Origin of the sequence: Bacillus sp. NEAU-242-2, from assembly GCF_027853835.1 — a bacterium.
Taxonomy (GTDB): domain Bacteria; phylum Bacillota; class Bacilli; order Bacillales; family Bacillaceae; genus Bacillus; species Bacillus velezensis.
Map to the genome: position 1 here is coordinate 461,104 of NZ_JAPNNY010000003.1, position 24,811 is coordinate 485,914.

Annotated in this window: 29 protein-coding genes, 2 pseudogenes and 1 other annotated feature; of the genes and pseudogenes, 12 read left to right on the top strand and 19 right to left on the bottom strand. The window is 43.4% G+C overall.

Translation table 11 applies throughout. From position 1 onward, the window contains the following. Positions 1–156: 156 nt before the first annotated feature. Positions 157–1,527 carry an aldehyde dehydrogenase gene (locus OWN49_RS12465; RefSeq protein WP_077722702.1) on the top strand — a complete coding sequence of 457 codons (1,371 nt, stop codon included), beginning with the start codon at positions 157–159 and terminating at the stop codon, positions 1,525–1,527. A 136-nt stretch (positions 1,528–1,663) separates the two neighbouring features. Here OWN49_RS12465 and OWN49_RS12470 read toward each other — a convergent pair whose 3' ends face one another. The 5 genes from OWN49_RS12470 to OWN49_RS12490 form a co-directional block, all read right to left on the bottom strand. Then, complete coding sequence (locus OWN49_RS12470; RefSeq protein ID WP_077722703.1) at positions 1,664–2,221, bottom strand: SMI1/KNR4 family protein; 558 nt, start codon at positions 2,219–2,221, stop codon at positions 1,664–1,666. Positions 2,222–3,105: 884 nt separating this feature from the next. After that, positions 3,106–3,666, bottom strand: coding sequence for a hypothetical protein (locus OWN49_RS12475; protein ID WP_077722704.1), 561 nt, complete (start codon positions 3,664–3,666; stop codon positions 3,106–3,108). A 131-nt stretch (positions 3,667–3,797) separates the two neighbouring features. Beyond that, positions 3,798–4,547, bottom strand: a complete 750-nt coding sequence (locus OWN49_RS12480) for a hypothetical protein (protein ID WP_077722705.1) — start codon at positions 4,545–4,547, stop codon at positions 3,798–3,800. Between the two features lie 86 nt (positions 4,548–4,633). Then, positions 4,634–4,942 carry a hypothetical protein gene (locus OWN49_RS12485; protein ID WP_077722706.1) on the bottom strand — a complete coding sequence of 103 codons (309 nt, stop codon included), beginning with the start codon at positions 4,940–4,942 and terminating at the stop codon, positions 4,634–4,636. A gap of 211 nt (positions 4,943–5,153) precedes the next feature. Next, positions 5,154–5,828, bottom strand: a complete 675-nt coding sequence (locus tag OWN49_RS12490; RefSeq protein ID WP_154066731.1) for a hypothetical protein — start codon at positions 5,826–5,828, stop codon at positions 5,154–5,156. 179 nt (positions 5,829–6,007) lie between these two features. Here OWN49_RS12490 and OWN49_RS12495 point away from each other — a divergent pair, with 179 nt between their 5' ends. Beyond that, positions 6,008–6,118: a type II toxin-antitoxin system HicA family toxin gene (locus tag OWN49_RS12495; protein WP_101287773.1), complete on the top strand. Its 111-nt coding sequence runs from the start codon at positions 6,008–6,010 to the stop codon at positions 6,116–6,118. Between the two features lie 85 nt (positions 6,119–6,203). Then, complete coding sequence (locus tag OWN49_RS12500) at positions 6,204–6,620, top strand: type II toxin-antitoxin system HicB family antitoxin (protein ID WP_077722708.1); 417 nt, start codon at positions 6,204–6,206, stop codon at positions 6,618–6,620. 16 nt (positions 6,621–6,636) lie between these two features. Here the strand turns inward: OWN49_RS12500 and OWN49_RS19540 are convergent. From OWN49_RS19540 to hmpA, 4 genes and pseudogenes are all read right to left on the bottom strand, one after another. Continuing rightward, positions 6,637–6,867: pseudogene (locus OWN49_RS19540) on the bottom strand (sigma-70 family RNA polymerase sigma factor); the annotation flags it as partial. A gap of 481 nt (positions 6,868–7,348) precedes the next feature. After that, positions 7,349–7,936, bottom strand: a complete 588-nt coding sequence (locus OWN49_RS12510; protein WP_077722709.1) for a hypothetical protein — start codon at positions 7,934–7,936, stop codon at positions 7,349–7,351. A gap of 385 nt (positions 7,937–8,321) precedes the next feature. Further along, a complete protein-coding gene (locus tag OWN49_RS12515) occupies positions 8,322–8,450 on the bottom strand; it encodes a DnaB-like helicase C-terminal domain-containing protein (protein ID WP_229154343.1) in 129 nt (42 codons plus the stop codon). A gap of 245 nt (positions 8,451–8,695) precedes the next feature. Beyond that, complete coding sequence (hmpA, locus tag OWN49_RS12520; RefSeq protein ID WP_176283471.1) at positions 8,696–9,886, bottom strand: NO-inducible flavohemoprotein; 1,191 nt, start codon at positions 9,884–9,886, stop codon at positions 8,696–8,698. A 236-nt stretch (positions 9,887–10,122) separates the two neighbouring features. Here hmpA and OWN49_RS12525 point away from each other — a divergent pair, with 236 nt between their 5' ends. The 3 genes from OWN49_RS12525 (at position 10,123) to OWN49_RS12535 (ending at position 11,316) form a co-directional block, all read left to right on the top strand. After that, on the top strand, positions 10,123–10,350 hold the full coding sequence (locus OWN49_RS12525; protein WP_176283472.1) for a hypothetical protein: 228 nt from the start codon (positions 10,123–10,125) through the stop codon (positions 10,348–10,350). A gap of 181 nt (positions 10,351–10,531) precedes the next feature. Beyond that, positions 10,532–11,041, top strand: coding sequence for a type 1 glutamine amidotransferase domain-containing protein (locus OWN49_RS12530; RefSeq protein WP_025285115.1), 510 nt, complete (start codon positions 10,532–10,534; stop codon positions 11,039–11,041). A gap of 146 nt (positions 11,042–11,187) precedes the next feature. Continuing rightward, positions 11,188–11,316, top strand: a complete 129-nt coding sequence (locus OWN49_RS12535) for a hypothetical protein (protein ID WP_255219918.1) — start codon at positions 11,188–11,190, stop codon at positions 11,314–11,316. Between the two features lie 15 nt (positions 11,317–11,331). Here OWN49_RS12535 and OWN49_RS12540 read toward each other — a convergent pair whose 3' ends face one another. The 4 genes and pseudogenes from OWN49_RS12540 to OWN49_RS12550 all read right to left on the bottom strand — a co-directional run bounded on the left by OWN49_RS12540 (position 11,332) and on the right by OWN49_RS12550 (position 13,675). Then, entirely contained in the window at positions 11,332–12,084 is a 753-nt protein-coding gene (locus OWN49_RS12540) for an SGNH/GDSL hydrolase family protein (RefSeq protein WP_029973317.1), read from the bottom strand. A 180-nt stretch (positions 12,085–12,264) separates the two neighbouring features. Next, positions 12,265–12,537, bottom strand: a complete 273-nt coding sequence (locus OWN49_RS12545) for a hypothetical protein (protein WP_173613147.1) — start codon at positions 12,535–12,537, stop codon at positions 12,265–12,267. 47 nt (positions 12,538–12,584) lie between these two features. Next, positions 12,585–12,635: pseudogene (locus OWN49_RS19545) on the bottom strand (hypothetical protein); the annotation flags it as partial. A gap of 170 nt (positions 12,636–12,805) precedes the next feature. After that, positions 12,806–13,675, bottom strand: a complete 870-nt coding sequence (locus OWN49_RS12550; RefSeq protein ID WP_173613146.1) for a cation diffusion facilitator family transporter — start codon at positions 13,673–13,675, stop codon at positions 12,806–12,808. Positions 13,676–13,897: 222 nt separating this feature from the next. On the opposite strand from OWN49_RS12550, the gene OWN49_RS12555 reads away from it, so the two are divergent. From OWN49_RS12555 to OWN49_RS12565, 3 genes are all read left to right on the top strand, one after another. Next, positions 13,898–14,704 (top strand): TrmB family transcriptional regulator, encoded by an 807-nt coding sequence (locus OWN49_RS12555; RefSeq protein WP_017418381.1) that lies wholly within the window; start codon positions 13,898–13,900, stop codon positions 14,702–14,704. A gap of 72 nt (positions 14,705–14,776) precedes the next feature. After that, complete coding sequence (locus OWN49_RS12560; protein ID WP_003152395.1) at positions 14,777–15,508, top strand: AzlC family ABC transporter permease; 732 nt, start codon at positions 14,777–14,779, stop codon at positions 15,506–15,508. Next, positions 15,505–15,828 (top strand): AzlD domain-containing protein, encoded by a 324-nt coding sequence (locus tag OWN49_RS12565; RefSeq protein ID WP_003152394.1) that lies wholly within the window; start codon positions 15,505–15,507, stop codon positions 15,826–15,828. The genes OWN49_RS12560 and OWN49_RS12565 overlap by 4 nt, the downstream gene beginning before the upstream one ends. 40 nt (positions 15,829–15,868) lie before the next feature. Here OWN49_RS12565 and sr7p read toward each other — a convergent pair whose 3' ends face one another. From sr7p to acsA, 3 genes are all read right to left on the bottom strand, one after another. Beyond that, positions 15,869–15,994: a small protein SR7P gene (sr7p, locus tag OWN49_RS12570; protein WP_255219922.1), complete on the bottom strand. Its 126-nt coding sequence runs from the start codon at positions 15,992–15,994 to the stop codon at positions 15,869–15,871. A gap of 119 nt (positions 15,995–16,113) precedes the next feature. Next, positions 16,114–17,379: a tyrosine--tRNA ligase gene (gene tyrS, locus OWN49_RS12575; RefSeq protein WP_025853300.1), complete on the bottom strand. Its 1,266-nt coding sequence runs from the start codon at positions 17,377–17,379 to the stop codon at positions 16,114–16,116. A gap of 50 nt (positions 17,380–17,429) precedes the next feature. Beyond that, positions 17,430–17,662: a binding site (T-box leader), on the bottom strand. A gap of 53 nt (positions 17,663–17,715) precedes the next feature. Continuing rightward, positions 17,716–19,434 carry an acetate--CoA ligase gene (gene acsA / locus OWN49_RS12580; RefSeq protein ID WP_014418650.1) on the bottom strand — a complete coding sequence of 573 codons (1,719 nt, stop codon included), beginning with the start codon at positions 19,432–19,434 and terminating at the stop codon, positions 17,716–17,718. Between the two features lie 158 nt (positions 19,435–19,592). On the opposite strand from acsA, the gene OWN49_RS12585 reads away from it, so the two are divergent. Genes OWN49_RS12585 through OWN49_RS12595 form a run of 3 tightly spaced genes read left to right on the top strand, consistent with a single transcriptional unit; the run spans position 19,593 to position 22,057 of the window. Beyond that, positions 19,593–20,225 (top strand): GNAT family N-acetyltransferase, encoded by a 633-nt coding sequence (locus tag OWN49_RS12585; protein WP_176283473.1) that lies wholly within the window; start codon positions 19,593–19,595, stop codon positions 20,223–20,225. Between the two features lie 24 nt (positions 20,226–20,249). Beyond that, complete coding sequence (locus OWN49_RS12590) at positions 20,250–20,894, top strand: acetoin utilization AcuB family protein (RefSeq protein ID WP_176283474.1); 645 nt, start codon at positions 20,250–20,252, stop codon at positions 20,892–20,894. Continuing rightward, on the top strand, positions 20,891–22,057 hold the full coding sequence (locus OWN49_RS12595; RefSeq protein ID WP_071391487.1) for an acetoin utilization protein AcuC: 1,167 nt from the start codon (positions 20,891–20,893) through the stop codon (positions 22,055–22,057). Before OWN49_RS12590 ends, OWN49_RS12595 begins: the two co-directional genes overlap by 4 nt. Before the next feature lie 8 nt (positions 22,058–22,065). Here the strand turns inward: OWN49_RS12595 and motS are convergent, their stop codons facing one another. The 3 genes from motS to ccpA all read right to left on the bottom strand — a co-directional run bounded on the left by motS (position 22,066) and on the right by ccpA (position 24,633). Then, positions 22,066–22,755: a flagellar motor protein MotS gene (gene motS, locus OWN49_RS12600; RefSeq protein WP_176283475.1), complete on the bottom strand. Its 690-nt coding sequence runs from the start codon at positions 22,753–22,755 to the stop codon at positions 22,066–22,068. Continuing rightward, on the bottom strand, positions 22,745–23,560 hold the full coding sequence (motP, locus tag OWN49_RS12605; RefSeq protein ID WP_176283476.1) for a flagellar motor protein MotP: 816 nt from the start codon (positions 23,558–23,560) through the stop codon (positions 22,745–22,747). Before motP ends, motS begins: the two co-directional genes overlap by 11 nt. 68 nt (positions 23,561–23,628) lie before the next feature. Then, the gene (ccpA, locus tag OWN49_RS12610; protein WP_003152385.1) at positions 23,629–24,633 is read right to left on the bottom strand and encodes a catabolite control protein A; all 1,005 of its coding nucleotides are present in this window, start codon (positions 24,631–24,633) and stop codon (positions 23,629–23,631) included. Positions 24,634–24,811: the final 178 nt, after the last annotated feature.

Below are 24,811 nucleotides of genomic sequence, written 5' to 3' on the forward strand. Positions count from 1 at the left end.
AGATAATGCCGCAAAAAGAATTCTCTTTTTCATCAAATTCCTGCCGCAAACGCAGAAATGAGTTTGTTATTTTTTCTGACACACCATAAGCATTTGACAGGCAGGAGCGATTTTTTACATAATGAATCATCATACCTTATAAAAAGGAGAGACGGAATGAACAGCATCCCCTCTATCGTCAGCAAGCACAAAGCCTATTTTGCGGCGGGGCATACGAGACCGCTAGAATCAAGGCTGAACATATTGCAAAAGCTGAAACAAGCCATCAAAACACAAGAAGCCGATATAGCAGCCGCTCTCTATCAGGATCTCCACAAATCCGAACAGGAGGCGTACACGACAGAAATCGGAATTGTACTGGAGGAAATCAGTTTTGTGATGAAGCGGCTGAGAAAATGGGTCAAACCGAAACGAGTCAAAACGCCTCTGACTCACCTGGGCTCGAAAAGCATGATTATCCCTGAGCCATATGGAACCGTTTTGGTGATTGCGCCTTGGAATTATCCCTTGCAGCTGGCGCTTTCACCCTTGATTGGAGCCATTGCGGCCGGAAACACAGTCGTTCTCAAACCGTCAGAATATACGCCTGCGGTTTCCGCTGTTCTTTCTAAACTTATCAGCAGCGTTTTTCCGAGTGATTATGTCGCTATGGCGGAGGGCGGGCCCGACGTCAGCACTGTGTTATTACAGCAGCCCTTTGACTATATTTTCTTCACAGGAAGCGTTGCCGTGGGAAAAATCGTTATGGAGGCCGCCTCCAAACAATTAATTCCCGTTACCTTGGAGCTCGGCGGCAAAAGTCCCTGCATTGTCCATAAGGATGCTGATATACAGCTTGCCGCCAAACGCATCGTCTTCGGGAAATTTACAAATGCAGGGCAAACCTGTATCGCACCGGATTATTTATTTGTCCACCAAGATATCAAAACGAAGCTCATAGAAGAAATGAAGCATGCGATCAGTGAATTTTACGGCCCCCAGCCTGAACAAAATCCGCAGTACTGCAAAATCGTCAGTGAACGCCACTATCAGCGGCTGCTCAGCTTTCTGAATGATGGCGTCCCGCTTACAGGCGGACAATTTAATCCTGATCACCACAAAATAGCGCCGACGATTCTAGATCAAGTGAAGGATGACTCTCCAGTGATGCAGGAGGAGATTTTCGGGCCGATTCTTCCGCTGTTTACATACGGCGATATCGATGAAGTCATCGAAAAAGTCCAATCACGCCCAAAACCGCTCGCTCTTTATGTCTTCACAACAAACAAAGGAATCGAGCGAACTGTTTTAGAGAATCTGTCATTTGGCGGCGGCTGTGTCAATGATACGTTAATGCACGTCGCGACACCGTATTTGCCATTCGGCGGCGTCGGAGAAAGCGGCATCGGCAGCTATCACGGATTTGACAGCTTTAACGCATTTACGCACAAAAAAAGCGTCGTCAAACAAACGAACCGCTTCGACTTCGCTTTCCGTTATCCTTCTTCCAAAAACGGGCTGCGAATGATTCGGAAAATACTTAAATAAAAAGCGCAGAGTATCTGCGCTTTTTATAAATCCTCTATACACCAATTAATCGGTTTGCCTCCCAAATTAAACCTATTTTTAAAAGTTCAAGTCGAAGTCTAATAGTAAAAATGAACCAACCCAACTGTAGGAAAGGTTAATCCTCATCACCCTGGTGAGTCCTATAATAATTTTCAGCAGTGTAAATATTCCATTCCCAAAAACTTGATCCCTGAGATAAAATATACCTATCTAAGAATATCTCAAAATTAAGTTGCATGGGTTCATACTCAATAAATCCGCGGAACCATAAATAGTTTGGATCTGCGGACATTTTGGTTTTGTTAATTAACAAATAACATCCGTCTAACAGATGTGCGACGGGAATAAACTGAGGCTCTAAAAAACCATTTTGCATATACTTTTCAATATCTTCTAAATTAAGAATATGCAAACCCCCACCTACATTCTCACCGTAAATCAACAAATCAAATATTCTGGCTCCGTTATGCAATTTTAAAAAGGTTTTATAATCTTCAGGAAGTGAGACTTTTATTTTCTTCTCAAAACTCTCAATCTCCAGATCTGTTGCACCTTTAAAGAAAGTACATTCTGTTTCTAAAAGAGCTCCTTCATTCCCTAAAATGTTTAAGCGGCCTTCTTCATCAATTAATTCTTTTAGACCTTGAAGCGTTTTTTCAACAAAAACTGCCATTGAGCCACCTCTTACTATTAGAGCATTGCTATTTTATTCACAAGAGCAGGAGCCAATGTTCCAGTTGAAGTATCAGGAAGTGAACCTTTCCATCCGGCTACCGAAGTATGTTGGAACATAAAAAACTTTGTCTTTTTAGGATAATACGACTTTGAATATGATTTACCTGCTTTAATATCCTTCCTTAAAAATTCTCTATTATGGAGAAAAACCCTTCCATATTTTTTCCGCTATAAGTGTTACTTACGTATAATCGTTTGTTCCTCCTCCCCACCACTTCTTTCCGGGTGCCTCCTGTTGTGGCACTTTAAACAGATCGTTTTATGATTATCAAGATTAAATGCCACGCTTGGATCATCTCTTAATGTGTTGGTATTTGCCTCCGTTATTAATCCACGACAACGTCACTCACAACACAAATAGCCGTCCCTTATCAGAACGACTTTCCTTACTCGCTTCCAGCGTGCTGTATTATATATTTTGTCTAATTCGTCACGTTGCCTTCCCATGCTTATTCCTTTTCTGATTTACCTGAACAGACTACACACGACAAGCAGAAGAACGTGAGCGCAATAAACCATGACATCTCAAATGAGTGCGCATAAATTGTTTCCATGCTCTATCTCCTTTACTCAACATAATAAAAGCTTCTGTGGATAGCGGCTTGGGTGTTGGCATCCTTTCAGCCGCACACCTTAGATTATTTCCTAATTCCTCAAAGGCTTGACTAATTGTTTTCATGTAATCCCTCCAATCATATTCTTTCTAAACTACCCCCGCACTCAGCGTTAACCGCCAATTGTTCTCCCTGAGATTTACCGGAAGCAGTTTACAGAGAATATAAAAAAGCACCATCCCGTAGAATGATGCCAACTGTCCAATGCCTATCCTTTAGATTCTTTTTTAGATTCTTTTTTAAACTCTTCCATTACTTCGTCTAATAACAACTTAAAACCCCGCTGCTGTTCATAATATCTCTTACTTTTAGTTGTGAGCCACCCCCACGTCCCAAACATTATAAGAGTCATAATAATACTAAAATAAAATATTGGCGAAACTAGTTGCATTCCAATTTCAATAATAGTATTAAGGATGTCTCCAGGATTTATCTTATTTTCTTTATCCTTTTGTAACATAGTGTTGGAAAAACTATTAGTAGTATTGAAATAGAAAGTGAACATAACAACAAAGACACTAAGCACTGCGGCAAGAGCTGATGTAAGTAATGTAAAAGGAATAGTTGTAAGAGAGCTTAGATCACTTGAAACATTGAGATTCGAATCTAATCTATTAACCATCAGTTTCAATTGCTCTTCACTGTGATCTCTTTTTAATGCTTCTTTAACAACTTGCTGAATGGTCAGATTTTCTTTATAGGGTTTCCCGTATCTTTTTTCTAGGTATTTCGATATTTCTTTCGCTTCCATCAACGAATGGTTTTGCATATTATCACCTCAATCCCTTTTATCGGCAAAAGAGCATGACAATGAAACCATCCGCAAAATTTGTCGAACGATTTACCGGAAGCTGTTTACAGAGAATATAAAAAAGCACCTTAAAGGGTGCTAAACTTGAATTAATAAAGTATAGATTTTGGAATCTCAAATTCACCTTCTAACAAATCTTCGGTATCCAAGACAATAACTTGATCCCGAATCCCTTCAAAATTAATTATAATGCTATCCTCAATTCGTTTATCTGGAAGCACTATCCTAATTTCTCTTTGAGTTTTAAAAAAAAGGTCCTTCCAAAAAAACATATCAATAGAACCATTCTCAAAAAGTTTCCTTCTATTTTCATCTAGAAAATTAAAATCGCAATATTGCACTAGTTTCGCTACGCCTAGAATATTTTGTTTTTTCAAAGACGAGAGTACTTTTTTTAAGAAATCACCCGGAAAAATTATCGCTTTCTCACCAAAATCTTTAATAAATACATCCTTTTCTTCTGGATTCAAATCTAGTCCAATAATTATCTTCTCATCTTTTTCTTCTAAAATTTTAAAATCTTCACTAGGAAAATAGGTAAAACAATATAATGGAATCTTTGATGCCTCAGTGTACCTTTCAATAATTTCTGCTTCTTTACTCACTCCTATGACTTTTTTTGTTCTAAGGTCTATGATTCTTAAATCGACTGCTCTTGTTACAAAAGCAGCTTCGAACTTGTCTCCCTGTCCTTTAATTTTCTCTTTCTTTTCTAAATCTATGAAGTGTTTAAAATTCTTCATGTATAGCTTTCCATCTAAAATATCATTTACATACTCCTCTTTTGTAAATTTCACAAACAGATTCAATTTCTCAAACTCATTTTTTAATGTACCCACTTTATCGTCCTCCCACCTTATTATCGGGAAAAGGGCGTGACAATGGAACAATTTGCGAATTTTGTCGAACAATTTACCAAATCAGTTTACAGAGGAATATAAAAAGCACCCCGTAGGATGCTCTGATTATTTCTTAAATAGTTGTTGATATTTAAGCATATATTGCCGTATAACTTCTCAAATACTTCTTGCCATCTACCGGCATCAAAAAGCTCTTTGGCTAAAAATTCAACAAAGTGATAATTGCCATTTTGTTCAGGAACAATTTTATACAAAGCTTGTTCAAAGGAACCGTGGTGTACGTCCATTTTATTCTCAATACGGGTTCGGTAGTCATCAAAAAGATCATAAATTTGATCTACTTGTTCTTCTGTTATTTTATATTCGAAAAACAAACGTGAAACAGAATCGTCCCGAAATAACAATTCCTGTCTGTATTAAATAAACTTCAATCTTTTCTCTAAATCACTCATTCTATCACCTCCTACCTTTATTTTCGGCAAAAGAGCGTGACAAAGGAACCATTCGTAAAATTTGTCGAACGATTTCCGAATGCAATTTACAGAGGATATAAAAAAGCGTCCTGCTGGGCGATCTAACTATAATTTATTTATTTTTCTTTTTCCATTCAAATTTACGTTTGATCTTTCGAAAAAACTTGTGCTTCTCATCTTTTTTTTCTAATCCTAAACTTATAGCTTTCTCTTTATAAATTTTGGCGATTTTCTTATCTGATAATTCTTCCCCCTTTTTTATTTCGATTTTTATTCGCTTCCACTCAGCTTTCAAAATCACTTGTTGAATTAAATTTAATTCTTTAATGTGATTGTCATATGCTTTGACATTATAATTGTAATCACCGGTTAAAAGACCAATAATTTTTACTAATTTTTTAGATAATCTATCAGAAAACTCTTCATTGGGATTTAACAAAAGATTAATACGATCGCATAAAGCTCTTAATTCATAATGTTTTTCTGTAAAATCAAAATCATTTTTCTCTTTATTTTTTTCAATAGTATTTTTATTGGAAGAGTATGCATAAGCTAACTTATTAAAATCCACGAACTGGTCTCTTAAATTATTCATCCACAGTATTCTTTCTGTACTTATTGTGCTTTTTAGTGCTGCCTTTTTAGCAACTCTCCCGCTAATCCACGCACCAATTAAGGCAGCCAATATTGTAGCTATTGGTATCCAAATTGAACTAGAAATACTTGAAGTTGTACTCGTTACTTTTTCTGCCACTCCTAAATAACCACTATTAAACAAAGTTTCCACTCTCCTTAATTATATTATCAATAAATGAGAGCGACAATGGAACCTCCTGCGAAATTTGTCGAACAAAAGTTCCTTTCACATATTAGTCCCAACCGTAAGACAAAAAATGATATTTTTTAAAAATAGGCACAGACACGTATAAATAATACGTGTTATAATATATATGAAGGGAGGGAAACATGAAGTCTTCAAGAGATATCATAAAGATACTTACAAAAGATGGGTGGTATTTAAAGCGGGTTGTTGGTAGTCATCACCACTTTAACATCCAACCAAACCGGGCACGGTAACAGTCCCACATCCAAAAAAGACTTCGAACCCAGCACACTAAATTCTATACTTTTAACAACCCCCTTGTAAGGAGGTTTTATATATATGGCAAAGTATTTATTTCCGGCGATTTTTGATGCAGGAGAAGACGGAAGCGACGGCTACACAATTACCTTTCCCGATTTACCCGGATGCATTTCAGAAGGCGAGAACGTGGATGATGCTATGAGCATGGCAAAAGATACGCTCGAAGGCTTTCTATATGGCATGGAAGAAGACGGCGAAGACATCCCTTCCCCATCCGCTCCAAAAGATATCAAAGTGCCGGCAACCGGTTTTGTTGTTATGGTAAGCGCCTGGACAGATATTGTCCGTGATGAAATGGAAAACAAAGCGGTGAAAAAGACACTTACTGTACCTAAATGGCTGGCGGAAGCAGCAGAAAAAGAAGGTGTAAACTTTTCACAGCTTCTTCAATTTGCATTACGTGAGCGGCTTGGCATTAATAAAAGATCATCATAAAAAAAAGACAGCCAATTTAAGATAAACAAAAAAGGCTGTCAATTGCTCAATTTTTCAATTTTTAAGCGGGATCGTTCAATATTCTTTTGAACGGTTCCTTTTTTTATATTGAGTAAAGCGGCTATTTCTTCAAAAGACAAATTTTGCACAGCGTGCATGATAAAAATATCTTTCTCGCGGTCTGTCAGTACAGATAAAGCATCCGCTATTCTTTCCCTATATCCCAATCGCTTGAATCAGGCTCACTGCCGGTATACCTTTTTAATATCTGTCAATGCGCTTTTATATTCAATGATTAAATCCTTCATATGTTTCCTCCTGTTATTTCCCCTTAAAAAAGGCGCTCCCGGATCGTTTCATCCTTTGCCAATCCCAAGGTAAGGGAAGCGCTCAGATGAATCCTACGCATTTATATCAGCATTTCTTTGCCGCCTTTTCCGGAAAACAAAAAACGGACACCAATCAGAGCACAGTAAATCTGTACAATGATCAGTGTCCACAGGCTTTCCGTCTAGGGCTTACTTAAACTTTTCGCTTTATCTTCTTTCTACTACCTAGTTTGATTTCTTTCTCTAATAAATATCCTTGTAAAATCCGTTCCAGTTCCTTATATGCTTTTTTTTCACTAAAAATACTTAATGTGGGTAATGCTTTAAATGATGTTGCACCAATAAACCATAACATAATTGTAATAGAACCAAGAGTTAATAAAAATCCCTTAAATTCTACTAAACTGGCTGATTCATTAATACTTGTGGTAAACAATACCCCAATATACTAACAGGTATTGATACTACAATAGACGGGATCACAATTTTCAGAAATGAACCAATGGAATATAACTCAAGATTGGAGTTTTTCGATATTATATAAGGTAAAATGCGTTTTTCAATAACTTTATTGTTATAATTTTTTCTGTGTAAATATTTTTTTAAGGCCTTATAAGAAAGTGAATAATATAAATCACTTATTCCCCATTTACGATCAACCAACATAGCATATTTCCTTAAAGTAACCGCAATTATCACCATAATTGGAAAGATTGAAAGGCTTATAGTTAATATAATGGCGTTAGACTTCGAAATATCTAATTTAGCAGTCAAATCTTCTAATGAATAATATAAATTCTTAAACAAAAATTTCCTTCCGATGAAAAAGTAAGCTATTATACTAACAACTCCAAGAAAGAAGTAAAGCCTCTTTTTCCATCGGTCTCCTTTAGATTTTAGGAAAGACGATGCCCAAAACACATTTTTGACACTCTTAGCACATTTTACCTCTTGTGCCATCTTAAATATTTCAACATCTATATTCATATTAACACTCCTCCATTAATCTTACCATCTGAATGACGGATAGTTTCATTAATTTCCAATCAAATAAGATTTCATTATTATTCTCCAAATCCCTTGCTCTTGTCTCCTTTTTTAACCTGTTGTTCTTATCCAACAAATAAGGCGTCTATTTTATCCTTAAATTTTCCTGCAGATAAAAATTTAGCAACCTATTCCTGATCCTTGCTCTAAACCAAAAAACTCAATTAGCAGGATAAGAGAATAATAATTATGCCTCAGTGTTTCTCTATAGCAATCTCTAACTGTCAAATCTACGCTCCAAATCAGGAACAAACCGTATTCTTTAATGAAACTCAGTTAAACAGTTTTGACCGGCCGTTTCGCTGCTTTTAACTTTGCTCTCGCTTTACTTTTCGTAATAATTCTTCCGATGAAGAAACCCAATGACAACCGCGACCAATTCAATTTGTTCCGATTCTCTTATGTCCTGCCGCTGTTCAACGCTCCGTGAAAGCTGACTGACGTAATAACGCAAATATCCAACTCGCAGGCCATATGTTTTACATGCGGCTGATTTTGATGGCGGTCAAAAATTCCGAGATCGGCAGAACCGAGAACCCCGTTTACTTGTAAAAGCAATATTTCCAAGGATGGAATGACATTTCAGGAACTGCTTATTCAAGGAAGAAAATACCCACTCCGCAAAGGGGCCGATATAAAATAAAAAAGCACCCAACCCGGGTGCTTCATACATTAAAATCATCGTCCTTCCTTCTTCAATCACACCATACTCAGCTGCGGTTCAAATAATTCATAGTGAATCGATTCCAGCGTTGTATTGAATTCAGAAATCAGCTTTTTCATTTCTTTAATGAACGACGGGGATCCGCACAGGTAAAAATCAGCATCTTTATCTGTCATCACTTCTTCTAACAGCTGTTTGTCAATCCGGCCTTCCCGAAAACGAATGTTTTCTGAACGGTCTTGTTCGGACGGCTCACTGTAAATAAAGACGGTGTCAACGGATGAGTGTTCTGCGGCTTCTTCAGCTTCATGCCGCAGCGCATGATACTCTCCGCTCCTTGCCGCATGGATAAAGAGAACGTTTCGCTGCGGCTGGGTTTTGGCAACCGTCTTTAACATGCTGATCATCGGGGTAATTCCGACACCGGCACTGATGAGAACCAGATTCTTTTTGGAATCAGGGTCTAATACGAAATCCCCGGCCGGAGCGCTGATCTCAATTGAATCCTTTTCGTGTAATTGGTCATGCAGATATGAAGAAACAATTCCGTCTTTTTTCACGGAAATCCGGTAATAATCCTTACCGGATACATCCGACAAACTGTACTGGCGGACATGCGTATAGCCCGTGTCCGGAATGTATACTTTTACACTGATATACTGTCCCGCTTTGAATTCGGGGAGAACTTGTCCGTCTTCCGGTTTTAAATAAAACGACGTTATCTCTTTGCTTTCTTTTACCTTTTTATCAATTTTAAACGCCTTATCGTCTTTCCAGCCGCCTTTTTGCGTTTCCGCTTGTTCATACATGTCCTTCTCAATTCCGATAAAAGCATCTGCAATGACGCCGTATGCTTTTTCCCATGCCTGAATGACCTCAGGAGCAGCCCTGTCTTTTAGCACATCCTTTATCGAGATTAACAAGTACTTTCCAACGATTGGATAATGCTCGGGCTTAACACCGATACTCCGGTGCTTATGGCTGATTTGTTTGACGACGGGTACTATGTTTTCCAGCCGGTCAATATTGGCTGCGGCCGCAATCACAGCATTCGACAAGGCCGTACGCTGTGTTTTTTTCTTTTGATTCGTCTGATTAAAGATATTCAGCAGCTCAGGGTGATGCTGAAAAAGCAGGTCATAAAATCGGCCTGTGATTTCTTCACCACGCTCTTCTAAGACCGGCACTGTGCTTTTAATGATTTCAATCGTTTTTTCATCGAGCATTCTGAAATCCCCCTAAAGATGTATGCATCTCGATTGACCTGAGAAAAGAATCGTTTTTGAATTCTTTTTTATAGATTTCCCCGTTCAAAAAGGGTTAGCCATACCAATTTGAGACGGATTCAGGAAAAACCAGAAAAACGAAATTGCAGCTGAAAAATTGTGGACTTGCCATGGTGTACTTGTCCGATGCAAAATCCTCCTTTTCAGCATTTAATAAAGTACGGGAGGTGAGATGAATGGGTAAAAAATCGAAAGTGTATTACTGTGACCCTAAGTATATTGTGACTGACAAGTATACTGACAAAGAAGTGGTTTACGTCCATCCCATCAAACACATTAACAGAGAACATATCCGTTATGTTCCCCGCCACGTTTATCAGGAAGAAACAATTCACGAAGTCATTGATCCGGGCGAACCGGGGAAATGCGGGTGTAAAAAGGATAAAAAAAGACGCAAAAAGTAATTGGTTCGATTTCTTGCCTTATCTCAAGTTAAACACGTAAGTTTCAGCAGACCTCCGTACCTTTTGGCTCCTCTTTTTCAGAGGGGTCTTTTTTTCATGCCGTATCTTCAAGCAAATACGTTGTGAGGCGGCAATCCGCCTGATATTCTTGTCATATACAAATTCACAGGAGGCATGATGTATGAGCAAAAAAATCGCAGTTCTGATGACAGATCAATTTGAGGATATTGAATATACAAGCCCGGCGGAAGCATTTAAAGAAGCGGGACACAGTGTGGTGACAATAGATTTGGAAGCAGGGAAAGAAGTGACGGGCAAGCACGGTGAGAAAGTAAAGATCGATCAAGCGATCTCAGACGCAGACCCAAAGGAATTCGATGCGTTATTGATTCCCGGAGGCTTTTCACCGGATCTTCTGCGCGGAGATGACCGCCCGGGTGAATTCACTAAAGCATTCGTGGAAAATCAGAAACCCGTTTTCGCGATCTGCCACGGCCCGCAGCTGCTGATTGATACCGACCTTCTTAAAGGAAAAGATATCACTGGATTCCGCAGCATCCGCAAAGACTTAATCAATGCCGGCGCACATTATAAAGATGAAGAAGTCGTCGTGAGCCATAACATCGTAACGAGCAGAACGCCTGACGATTTGGAAGCCTTTAATCGTGAATCATTGAACCTGCTGAAATAAGCGAATAAAAATGCACAGACCCGTTCAGTCTGTGCATTTTTTTATGGATTTATAAAGAAACACCAATCGTTAGACCTATTCTCTTCCCCATCCATAATAAGTAAAATAAAGAGTGGGTTTTTCAACACTCGACGGGAGGTTCACTGATGTGGATGATCATTTTGCTGCTGATCATTTTAATCGGTTTTACCGGTAATATCGTCTCGCTTTTGAGAGCGCAAAAACACGCATCTCAAAGAATAATTGAGCTTTTAGAAAAGCAAGGCCGAAAATAATCTGTTAGCGCTGTGTTACCCATAATAGTAATAATAATTCCGGCAGATTTCCTGAAATATGATTTGATGCCCTTTCTCGTTCGGATGAAGACCTTCTGACATGCACATGCTTCGGAAAGCGGGATTATACGGGTCGATGAGATCTGTATCAAACAGGTCGGCATACGGTACAGAGAGGAGTGTGCAGGCTTCTTTTTGGGCTTTCACATAGTCAGCCAGCTTCAGGCCCAGTTTATTTTTATCAGTATCACGGCGGACGATTTTTCCTTTTGATATTTTTGCTTGTCTCGTTGGGGTCACCACAATGATGCTCGCGCCTTTATTTCCGCTTCGCAGCTGCTGAATCACTTGACAGAAGCCTCCGTAAAATGTGGTGATATCCTTTTCATCTGTGCCGATGGGAATGTGGTTGCACCAATCATCATCTGTTCCCTGGACAATAATGACATCATGTCCCTTTGTTTTAAGCGCTTGCTGATAAATGTTATCGCTTCCGTTGTTGCTCATATTAACGCCGCTGACAGAGAGATTGGTTATTTCAGCGTCTGTCCGGTCTTTCAGAATGTCACCAAAGCCGTATTCCGCACGCAGCCCCCGGGCGACGCTGTCACCTAAGATCGCGATCTTTGAAGCCTTCCGCAGCCTGCTTATGCTGATGAAGTCAACGCTGATATGCCCGCTGTCCGTGATATGCAAAAGCTTGCTGCTTATGTTTTGCGAAGAGACTGTCTTTCCTTCAGAGTTATAAAAGTCCTCATTCAGCTTCATTCGGCGTCATCCCTTCCTTTTTATCCTCCGGCATCTTTTTTTGACACGAAAAACGGACACGAACAAACAGCGCCATGTTGTCAGTTCAGTGTCCGCAGATGATGATACCGGATCTTTTATGCAGTTCTCTTGCCATTATAGCAGATCTCCGTTACTTGTAATAGAGTCTGCAGTCAGCATTTAAAACAGCGCTTGCGGGTACGTTTTTGATGGGACCGTCTGCTGCGTGAACGGTGTGTCCGGTGATGGCTCCGTCTTCTGCTGCGGGAGCGGTGTGTCCGGTGATGACTCCGTCTTCTGCTGCGGGAGCGGTGTGTCCGGTGATGACTCCGTTTTCTGCTGCGGGAGCGGTGTGTCCGGTGATGACTCCGTTTTCTGCTGCGGGAACGGTGTGTCCGTTTTCTGCTGCGGGAACGGTGTGTCCGTTTTCTGCTGCGGGAACGGCCCGAACATTTTTTGGAAACCGGTTCTTGGTATAAATACTCCCCTAAACCTTCTCTTTCCGCAACGGCAACTCCATGTTCAATTTCTTTAACAGAAATAGCGTTCAATTCTGTTCACCTCCCTTTTTCTTTACAACATAACGTATGAAATGTATCCCTCACGTGTATAAGCTTCTCTCTCATATGAGCGAGAAATGGACATTTGTACAACAAAAAGACCCGTGGGAACGGGCTTTTGCAGGCATTTTGCCGGGAACAAACGCAAACATAAGATCGATTTATTTCTTCCTCTCGCTCTCCGGCTCGGGGTGAATCATTACCTGTGCTTGTTTGAATTCATCCGTAATATCTCTTTCAATGCGGTCACACAGGTCGTGCACGTCTTTAATCGTCACGTGAGAGGCTACGACCAGGTGAAAATCAATATACTCTTGCGGGCCGGAGCGTCTTGTACGAAAATCGTGAATTTCAATAAATTCCTGTTGAAATGTTTCGATAATCTTTAAAATTGTTTTTTCTTCCTCTTCCGACAAACGGGTATCAATCAGCGGCGGGAATGCTTCTTTCATTAATTTAAACGCTTCATATATGATATACACCGCCAGCACCATACCTATAATGGGATCAAGTATGTACCACTCCGTTAAGGTAACGACCAAAAGGCTTGCCGCTACGCCTAATGATGTGTACACGTCAGTCAGTAAATGCAGGGCATTTGATTTCATTGCCACGGAATTAACCTTTTCGGCTTCTCTTTTTACGAACTTCGAAACGATCAAATTAATGAGAGCCCCCGCAAGCATCACAACAATTCCCAATACGGGCAGATGAACCGGCGCCGGGTTCACCAGTTTTTGAACGCATTCATATATCATCCAAATCCCTGCCGCAAAAATCAGAATCGTCTCGATGGTCCCCGACAGATTCTCGACTTTTCCATGACCGTACGGATGCCCTGTATCAGCCGGCTTTTTTGAAATCCTGACGGAGATAAAGGCGATGAAGGCGGCGATCAAATCTAAAAAAGAATGAATGGCTTCAGAAAGTATCGCGACAGATCCGGTTATTATCCCCACCACTATTTTGAGCATGACGACCAGGGAATTGCTTATAACCGATAAAAAAGCGATTTTAGAGGTGTTTTCCACCGTGATCCTCCTCTTTTTGACTTCTTGTATTTATCGTATCAAACGGCATTCGTGTGGGTCTACGGCAACGTTTTTCACAAAAGCCATACATGTAACTCATCATAAACTAAGTTGGAAAGCGACAAAACAGGCAAACCTTTCTTTCAGCACTCAAGTCCCATTGACAAGATATAACCGCTTACATTATAGTAGTTTCATGAATAACCACTACGGAGGATGTTTATGGACGATGTTCTGAAAGAATTACAGAAGTTTGGATTTTCTCAATATGAATGTAAAGCATATATCGGCTTGTTGAAACACTCGCCTGTTACCGGATATGAAATCAGCAAAAGGTCAGGCGTCCCCCGCTCAATGATCTATGAGGTGTTGGGGAAATTAGTTGATAAAGGCGCTGTCCATATTGTACCGTCTGATCCGGTTACATATGCCCCGCTGGCCGGAAAGGAATTAATCGACCGGCTCCGGCACGATTTCGAGAACTCATTCGGCTACCTTGAGGAAAAGTTATTGGCGCTGGAAAGCGAGCAGGAGATGAATGTCATCCGCCGCATCAGCACGAATGATCATGTCATCAATGAGATGAAGGATATGATTGAAAAAGCCGAGGAAGAGTTGTGGCTGTCTGTCTGGGAACAGCAGATTCCCTTTATTCAAGAAGCCGCTAATAAACGCGCCGCCGAACAATTGCCCGTCTTTTCGATTGTGTTCGGCCCTCCGGAAGTGAAGCTCGGAAATACGACAAATCATAATATGTCTCCTGAAGTGGCGGAGAAACGGATGGGCGGAAGATTAACGATAGCTGCCCGAGATAATAAAGAAGTCTTAATCGCCAATTTTTCTCCGCAGACGAATGCCTGGGCCATTAAATCAGAAGATCCCGCTCTCGTTCTCGTGGCCATGGAATATATGAGGCACGATCTGATGTTCGCAGAGCTTGTGAAAGAAGTCGGGGCTGAAAAAGTTGAAGGCCTGATGAAACAAAACCATTCGTTATTTCATGTCGTCACCGGAAATCGGTTCATATAAATGTGAACCGTATTTTCTTTGATTTTTTCATTAGTCGTTATCATTATAATCTCTATGAAAGGAGTATAAAAAATGATTAACACAGAAGTGCAAAAAACCGCCGTTTCCCGGGAAATGAACGATACGTTTTTACAGGGGGTGCGGGATTGTGTGCCTACGCTGCTGGGCTATATGAGCATCGGTTTTGCTTTCGGCATCGTCGGCGTTGCCTCTCATCTAAGCATTCTTGAAATCTGTTTGTTATCCTTGTGTGTCTATGCCGGCGCCGCCCAATTTATTATTTGCTCGCTCCTTGTTTCCGGGAGTCCGATTTCCGCCATTATTTTAACGACGTTTATCGTCAATCTGCGGCACCTTCTGCTGAGCCTGACCATCGCGCCGTATTTCACGAAATACTCTCTGGCAAAAAATATCGGCTTCGGGGCTCTGCTTACTGACGAATCTTTCGGAGTAGCGGTGAACAAAGCGGCTCAGAACGGCAGGTTATACGATAAGTGGATGAACGGCCTCAATATAACCGCTTACATGTGCTGGGTTATTTCCTGCGTGATGGGCGGGCTTCTCGGGCAATGGATATCTGATCCTTACGCGCTCGGCCTGGACTTTGCTTTGCCCGCTATGTTTGCGGCGCTGCTTGTGCTGCAATTGCAGTCATCCGCTTCGGAAAAGCTGAAGCACAGCCTCTCCTTAATTCTCTATATGATCATTTTTATGGTCTTGTTATCGTATTTCGTCCCGTCACACATCGCGGTCATCGTCTCAACCGTGATTGTGGCAACGATCGGGGTGGTGACGGACAAATGAGCATCAGCACACAAATGATCTGGATTATACTCGGCTGCATGATTGTTACACTTGTGCCGCGCATTGTTCCGTTTATATTTGTCCGGAACATTCAGATGCCTGAATTGGCTTTAAAATGGCTCTCCTTTATTCCGCTTTGCATTTTGACTGCTCTGGTAACGGAAAGCATGATTGTGAAAACAAACAGCGCTTTGACCTTTGATTGGAAAGCAATGATCGTTCTCATCCCGACATTGCTTTGTGCGATGCTGACAAAAAGCTTATCCATCACGGTCATCACAGGAGTCGTGCTGATGGCCGCCGTCAGGCTGATATGGTGACAATCAAAAGCCTCCATTCCGCAGAATGGAGGCTTTACCTTTATGATATCGGATTTTCTTCTTCCGTCTCTGATTCCTCGGCTTCGGCTTCGGCGTTTATGCTTTGCTGCTGTTCCCAATGATCCCGTTGCAATCTTTCTTTGGCGATGGTAAACATAAAATTCACGGCGCAGCACCCCTTCCCTGTTTTGCTTATACCATGTACTGTACTCATTTCCCCGTGCAGTATTCACAAAACATAAAAAAGCAGCCTGCCGCATGGAGCGGCCGGACTGCTTTTTATTTTTAGTACGTGATCAGGAAGTATTTTTTCTTTCCGCGGCGCAGTACGGTAAATTGATCTTCAATGCGGTCTTCCGCAGTCAGAAGATGCCCGATGTCCGTCTGGCGCTCGCCGTTAATGTAAACAGCTCCGTTTTGAATGTCTTCGCGGGCCTGCCGTTTTGAAGGCGATAATTTAGATTCCACTAGCACGTCTACTAAAGACAGTTCTTCAGAGCGGTCTTTTTCAAACGAAGGTACATCTTTAAATCCTACCTTGACGTCTTGAGCAGAAAGCTCTTTAATATTGCCGCTGAACAGCGCCTGGGAGATATGAACGGCCTGCTCAAGCGCTTCGCGGCCGTGTACAAGAACCGTCACCTCTTCAGCGAGACGTTTCTGCGCTTCTCTTTTCTCAGGAGCCGTCTCCGTTTTTTCAGCATAAGCTTCAATTTCCTCTTTTGACAAGAAAGTAAAGTATTTTAAGTATTTGACGACGTCGCGGTCATCTGTATTGATCCAGAACTGGTAGAATTCGTACGGCGATGTTTTTTCTTTATCAAGCCAAATGGCGCCGCCTTCCGTTTTGCCGAATTTCGTGCCGTCAGCTTTTGTGACGAGCGGAATGGTAAGACCGAAAGCTTTCGCCCCTTCTTCTTCTGATTTTCTGATCAGTTCAAGACCGGCCGTGATGTTGCCCCACTGGTCACTGCCTCCGATTTGGAGTTTGCAGTTCTTTTCTCTGTACAGATTCAGAAAATCGTAGGATTGCAGGATCATGTAGCTGAATTCCGTGTAAGAAATTCCGGTTTCAATTCTTGAGCTTACAGTATCTTTCGCAAGCATGTAGTTAATTCCGAAGTTCTTTCCGACGTCGCGGAGAAATTCAATGATGCTCAGCTTTCCGATCCAATCAAAGTTGTTCGCTATGACAGCGGGGTTTTCTCCCGCCTCGAAATCTAAAAATCGGGAAAGCTGATTTTTAATTTTTTGCGACCATTCGACAACGATATCCTGAGTATTTAACGTACGCTCCGCTTTTTTGCCGCTCGGATCGCCGATCAGTCCCGTCGCGCCGCCTACAAGCGCAATCGGATGGTGGCCTGCAAGCTGGAAACGGCGCAGTGTCAATATCGGCAGAAGGTGTCCGATGTGCAGGCTGTCAGCCGTCGGGTCAAACCCTGAGTATAAACGGATTTTTTCTTCGCTCAGCTGTTTATTCAGTCCTTCTTCATCCGTCATTTGCTGGATTAAGCCGCGGAATGATAAATCCTCTAATAAGTTAGTCATTTTGTCTGCTCCTTTGTTTATGAAAATAAAAAACGCCCCTTCGTTTAAAACGAAGGGACGATATAATCGCGGTACCACCCTACTAATAAAAACATAAAAAAGCTTTTATCACTCTTTTTGATAACGGACCGTGTCCGTTCTTTCACTACTGAAAGCCTTGGAATAGCTTTGTTCGCAAAAGCGGTTCATGAGTGTATTCGGCATATCTTATGTGCTGATTTTCACCGGCCATCAGCTCTCTGGAACAATCAGATATCCTACTTGTCTCAATCAAAACCTTTTCGTATGAAGCTTACTCATTTTTAACATAAATAAGATACGATGTCAACGCCGTCTTTAATCTTCCATTGTGGACAGGTCGCCTGCCGGCAGGTTCAGCTCCCACGCCTTCAGCACACGTCTCATGATTTTTCCGCTCCGTGTTTTCGGAAGTTTATCTTTGAATTCAATTTCCCGCGGTGCGGCATGCGCGGCAAGCCCCTGTTTTACAAAGAGGCGAATGTCCTCCTTCAGCTGATCGGATGGCTCATGCCCTTCTCTGAGCGCGATAAACGCTTTAATAATTTCTCCCCGGACAGGATCCGGCTTTCCGATGACCCCGGCTTCGGCAATCGCCGGATGTTCAACAAGTTTGCTTTCGACTTCAAACGGGCCGACGCGCTCGCCGGATGTCATAATGACATCATCGACTCTGCCTTGGAACCAGAAATAACCGTCTTCATCCATATAAGCAGAATCTCCGGAAACATACCAGCCGCCCGGCATGAAATAAGAATCATATTTCTCTTTGTTGTTCCAAATGGAATCCATCATCGACGGCCAGCCCTTTTTAATGGCGAGATTTCCCATCCGGTACGGCGGAAGCTCATTTCCCTGATTGTCAACGATCGCCGCTTCCACTCCCGGAATCGGTTTCCCCATTGAACCCGGCTTGATCTCCATGCAAGGATAATTGCAGATGAGCTGTCCGCCCGTTTCTGTCATCCACCACGTGTCGTGGATGCGCTTGCCGAATACTTTATGTCCCCACTTGATGACCTCGGGGTTCAGAGGTTCTCCGACACTCAGGACGTGACGAAGTGAAGTAAGGTCAAATTTGGATGCCATTTCATCTCCGGCGCCCATAAGCATTCTGAAAGCCGTCGGAGCGCTGTACCAGACGCTGACACCGAGCTTCTCAATCGTGCCGTACCAGTTTTCCGGACTGAATCTGCCGCCGACGATCACGTTCGCCGCTCCGTTCAGCCACGGCGCAAATATCCCGTACACCGTCCCGGTCACCCAGCCCGGGTCCGCAGTGCACCAGTAAATATCGTCTTCTTTAAGATCAAGCACCCACTTGCCGGTCTGGTATTGCTGAATCATGGCTTCATGAACATGGAGCACACCTTTGGGCGTTCCGGTAGACCCTGATGTGTAGTGAAGCAGGTAGCCGTCTCTTCTGTCCATCCATTCAATATCAAGTCTCGTGCTTTCTCCCTCAGCCGCTTTATCATAATGGATGATTTTATCTCCCGCTTCTTTGCTGCCGCCGACAATGAAAATATGCTCGAGGTCGGGCAGGCTGTCCGCCGGAATCCGTTCGGCCAGTTCAGGTGTCGTCACGACAACCTTTGCCTGGCTGTTCAACAGGCGGTCTTTGACGGCGCCTTCCATAAACGCTTCAAATAAAGGGCCGGCGATTGCACCGATTTTAATTGCGCCGAGCATAATAAAGTAAAGCTCCGGCGAACGCGGCATGAAAATAAAAACGCGGTCCCCTTTTTCCACGTTTCCATACCGTCTCAGTACATTTCCCGCCCGATTCGATTCCTCCATCATTTCTTTAAATGTATATTTTTCATCCCGGTTTGCGTCCTTGTAATACAGCGCTACTTTGTTTTTTCGAAATGATTCGGCATGACGGTCAATCGCTTCGTACGCCGCATTCAGCTTCCCCGTCTGATGCCAGGAAAACTCCGCTTCGACCTCTTTCCAATCGAAGCTGCGGTACGTTTCCTCATAATTTCGCAGATGATAATTCCCCTTTTCCGCCGGCAACGCTTTCAAATTCATGCAACATCCCCCTTTGCTTATCTATAGACTAATTATAGTAGATGTTCACAGTTTTCTCAATTTTTAAAATATAAATTACAACACTATTGAAAACGCTTTATATTTTGTTATGCTTAAGAGAGATGTGTTTTTATTAAGAACCGACAGGCGGTGAATCAGTGAAACATCATAAAACGTACCATTCTTCATCAATTCAGACAGCAGCCGGCCCTCTATTGGTAGAAGGGCCCATTCCTCCAGAGGACCTAGCACAGTATGAGTTTCATGAAGGCCTGACAGCCTTTCGCCTTCCTCATGAACAGCACAAAGCGTTAATCGAGATCGCCAGGCTTCCTGAAGGTCGGATCATTATCGCCAGGGACGGACAGACGATTATCGGCTATGTGACGTATTTATATCCTGATCCGCTTGAACGGTGGTCTGACGGAAATATGGAAGACCTCCTTGAACTCGGGGCGATCGAGGTCGCTCCCGGCTACAGGGGCTGTTCTGTCGGAAAAACGTTGCTGACAGTCAGCATGATGGATGAACAGATGGAACGGTACATCATCATGACGACGGAATATTACTGGCATTGGGATTTAAAAGGAATGAAAAAAGATGTGTGGGAATACAGAAAGATCATGGAAAAGATGATGAATGCCGGGGGTCTTGTCTGGTTTGCAACGGATGAACCGGAAATCAGCTCTCATCCGGCCAATTGTCTGATGGCCCGCATCGGCAGGCACGTCAGTCAGGAGTCAATTGAACAGTTCGACAGGCTTCGTTTTTATCAGCGATTTATGTATTGACTGACATACAAAGGGGATAAAAAGATGATTGCAGAACAAATCATGAAACGGGACGTCATCACCGTCTCAAAACACGACTCCATTGAAACAGCCGTCCGTAAAATGAAGGTATATCATATCCGCCATCTCCCTGTCATCGACGACGAGCTGCACGTCACCGGTATTGTCACAGACAGAGACATTAAACAGGCCGGCCCCGGCAGCTTTGAACAAAAGGAACGCGGCGCGTTTCTGACAAACAAAGTGGAGACCATTATGAAGCGGGATGTCATCTGCGCCCATCCGCTTGACTTTGTGGAAGAAATATCCGCCTCCTTTTATGAGCACGGCATCGGCTGTCTGCCGATTACGGTAAACCATAAGCTGACGGGCATTTTAACGAAAACCGACGTGCTCCGGACTTTCGTCAGCCTGACAGGCGCGGCCCAGCCGGGATCCCAGGTGGAAATCCTGGTGACGGATATGACAAAAAGCCTTGCTGATCTCAGCTGCTTGTGCCGTGATCTTCAGCTTCAAATCCTGAGTGTGCTCGTCTATCCCCATGATTCCGCCGGGTCGAACATTCTCGTCTTCCGGGTGAAGACGATGAATCCGCTCCCTTTTATCCGTGCCGTTCATGAAGCCGGATACAATGTCTTATGGCCGAAGCATTTGAGGGATCAGCCATGAAAGACAGCGTTTTTGTTTATTCGCCTTCTTATCAGACGTATCAATTTCATCAGGATCATCCGTTCAATCAGCAGCGCGTGCTTTTAACATACGATCTGCTTCAGGCGGCGGACGCGTTTGACGAAGGAGACATCGTCATTCCGCGCACGGCCTCTAAAGAAGAGCTGGCTCTCGTTCATACAGAGGATTATATACAGGCGGTGGAACTTGCGGGTGCGGGCCGGCTCCCTGCCGCAGAAGGAGAAAGCTACGGTCTCGGAACGGAAGACACCCCCGTTTTTGCCGGCATGCATGAAGCTGCGTCGCTTCTGGTGGGCGGCACCTTAACGGCGGCTGATTACGTCATGACGGGACAAGCTAGGCACGCCTGCAATTTAGGAGGCGGCCTTCACCACGGCTTCCGCGGCAGGGCGTCAGGCTTTTGTATCTATAATGACAGCGCCGTGGCCATCCAATACATCCAGAAGAACTACGGGGCAAAAGTGTTATACATTGATACAGACGCCCACCACGGCGACGGCGTTCAATTTACGTTTTACGACAGGTCTGATGTCTGCACTGTTTCTTTTCACGAGACCGGGCGTTATTTATTTCCCGGGACGGGGCAGGTACTGGAAAAAGGAAGCGGGCAAGGCTACGGCTATTCTTTTAACATTCCGCTGGACGCTTTCACAGAGGACGATTCCTTTCTCCACGCTTACAAAACGGCCGCCTCAGAAATCGCGGCTTTTTTTAAGCCGGATGTCATACTTACCCAAAACGGTGCGGACGCCCATTATTACGACCCGTTGACACACCTGTCCAATACAATCTCCATTTATCAGGAGATCCCGCGGCTCGCTCATTCATTAGCCCATCAATATTGCAGCGGCAGATGGATCGCGGTCGGCGGCGGCGGATACGATATTTGGAGAGTCGTCCCGAGAGCATGGAGCCGCATTTGGCTTGAGATGAAAGGGATTGATCCCGGGGAGCGCATACCGCAGAAATGGATTGATAAATGGCAGAAGCACTCCCCCTGCACGTTGCCCGCTTTTTGGAGTGATCCTGAACAATTATATCCTCCGATTCCCCGCAAAGAAGAAATTTCAGAAAAAAATGCCCAAACCGTGGAAAAAGCACTTTTTGCCATCCGGTCTGAGCAGCGGTATAAAACAAAATAAAAACGACCTTATGAGGAGGTCGTTTTTTTGATCACAATTTCTACACGGCGGTTTTCTTTCATATGTCCGGGACTTTTGTTGTCCTTCACAGGTTTCGTATCCGCATACCCGGCAGAGATAAACCGTTTGGCGGAAAAGTCTTCATTCGCGGTAAAATACCGGATCACACTCGCCGCTCTTGCAGAAGACAGCTCCCAGTTCGACGGGAATTGATAGGTGGAAATCCGGCGGCTGTCCGTATGGCCCTCTACCTGTATGTTATTCGGAATTGTTTTTAAAAGCACCGCGATCTGATGCAGAACCGGCTCGGCGTTTTTCAGCACATCCGCTTTTCCCGTCTGAAACAGAACGGCCTCCTGCAGCACAAGAACCACTCCGCGCTCATCGCGCTTCGCCGTCAATTTCGAACTCAAATGATGCGCTTTTATGTATGTCTTCACGTTTTGTAACAGCAAATCCTGTTCTTTATTTTCGTTTGCTTTGTCTGATGACGCCGGTTCACCCCCGCCGCCGTTTGTATGAATCGATGAAACGGCAGATTGAAATTTTTCCGCGTCTATTTGCGACATCGAAAAAAGCAAGATAAAGAACACGAGAATGAGCGTGATCAAGTCAGCGAACGTCACCATCCATCTCGGTGAACCGCCGGAATGTTCCGGTTTGTTTCTTCTTTCAAAACGCTCTTTTCTAAGCTTCATGGACAGCGCCCTTTTTCTTGTTCGCAGGCTGTCCTTTACGCCAGTCTTCTCTTGAGCTGAAGACGACGAGCTGACTTTCGAGGTTGCGGGGATTTTTGCCCGATTGGATGCCGACAACCCCTTCGATCATGACCTGTTTGATGAAAATTTCACTTTCCGTTTTTTCTTCAAGCTTTGCCGCGATTGGGATAAACACCAAATTGGCAAGCAACGCTCCGTACAGCGTCGTCAATAGCGCAACGGCCATGTTCGGTCCGAGGGTATGCGGATCATTTAAGTTTTTGAGCATGAGAACGAGTCCGACGAGCGTCCCGATCATTCCCCAGGCGGGTGCGAAATCACCGGCTTTTTCAAAAACGCGTCTTCCTTTTCTGTGTCTTTCTTCCATTGCGGCGATCTCAGAATCCATCACCAGCCGGATCGTTTCCTCGTCCCAGCCGTCAATCGCAAGCAAAAGCCCTTTTTTTAAAAACGGATCATTGATCTCCCGCGCCTGGTCATCCAGAGACAGCAGCCCCTGCCTGCGCGCCTGCTCCGAAAGGCTGACAAATACTCTGACAAGCTCTTTCACATTGTCATCCTGACGGGAGAATACCTGTTTCAGAACAGAAGGGGTTTTCTTTAAATCCCTCGGCGGAAAGCTGATAAAGACCGCCGCGGCAAGGCCGCCTGTGACGATTAAAAAAGAAGTCAGATCTAAAAATGAACTGATTCCCGCCAGTCCCGTCCCTGACAGAATACCGATTGCGACGATAATACAGCCTAACATAAAGCCAACGGGCGTCAGATAATCAAAACGTTTCATATCTTCTCCTTACTCAAGTAAAAAAGCAAGATTCCACCCCTCAGAGTGAAGCTTGCTTTTCCGTTTTTTTATGACTTGGTTGATTGTCTTAATTCGATGCGGTGGGGCAATTCGACGATATGCTCTTCAACCGGCTCTTTGTTCATCAGTTTTGTCAAAAGTCTCATCGCCACGGCGCCGATATCGTACGTAGGCTGCACGACTGTTGAAAGCTGAGGGCGGACCATCAGGCTCAATCTCGTATTGTCAAAACCGATAATATCAAGATCATCAGGTATCGAAAGACCTTGATCTTGGGCCGCATGGATAATGCCGAGAGCCATTTCATCCGTCGCAGAAAGAATCGCCGTCGGTTTCCGGTCAAGGCCCATCAAGCTTTGAAGCGCCTCCATACCGGAATCATAAGTGTAATCGCCTTCCGCTACGAATTGCTCGTTAAACGGAATCGCCGCTTCTTCAAGCGCCCGTTTGTACCCTTGCAGTTTTTTCGAACGGTTGATCGGCTCTTGCATCGGTCCGGAGACGAAAGCAATATCACGATGCCCTTTATCAATGAAAAGCTTAACGGCATCATAAATCGCCTGTTCATAATCAATGGCGACAGAAGGCGTCTCGCCCTGTTCTTCCACTGATGCAGCCAAGACGATCGGCACAGGAGAGCGCTTAAATTCTTCGACATGCTCGTCCGTAATGTTGCCGCCCATAAATACGATACCGTCCACTTGTTTGCCGAGCATCGTATTTAACAGATGCAGTTCTTTCTCAAGATTTTGATCCGAGTTGCTTAAAATAATATTATATTTGTACATCGTCGCGATATCTTCAATTCCACGCGCAAGTTCCGAGTAGAAAATGCTTGAGATATCAGGGATGATGACGCCGACCGTTGTCGTTTTTTTGCTTGCAAGCCCTCTTGCCACCGCGTTCGGACGGTAGCCGAGCCGGTCAATGGCTTCCAATACTTTTTTTCTGGTCGTCGGTTTTACATTCGGGTTGCCGTTCACGACGCGGGAAACAGTCGCCATACTGACATTTGCTTCTCTGGCCACATCGTATATCGTAATGTTGCTCACTGAAACCACTCCTTTTACTGGATACACTTATCCTTATCTATAGCATAAACACTTTATGTAAAGAAATGTCGTACGATTTCGCATTCTGTCGTTTATGATTGTAAGCGTAAGTCAGTAGTGTACATTATTTTTCATTATTCATCAAATTTAAATATCTCTCATGAAATTATACACGTTT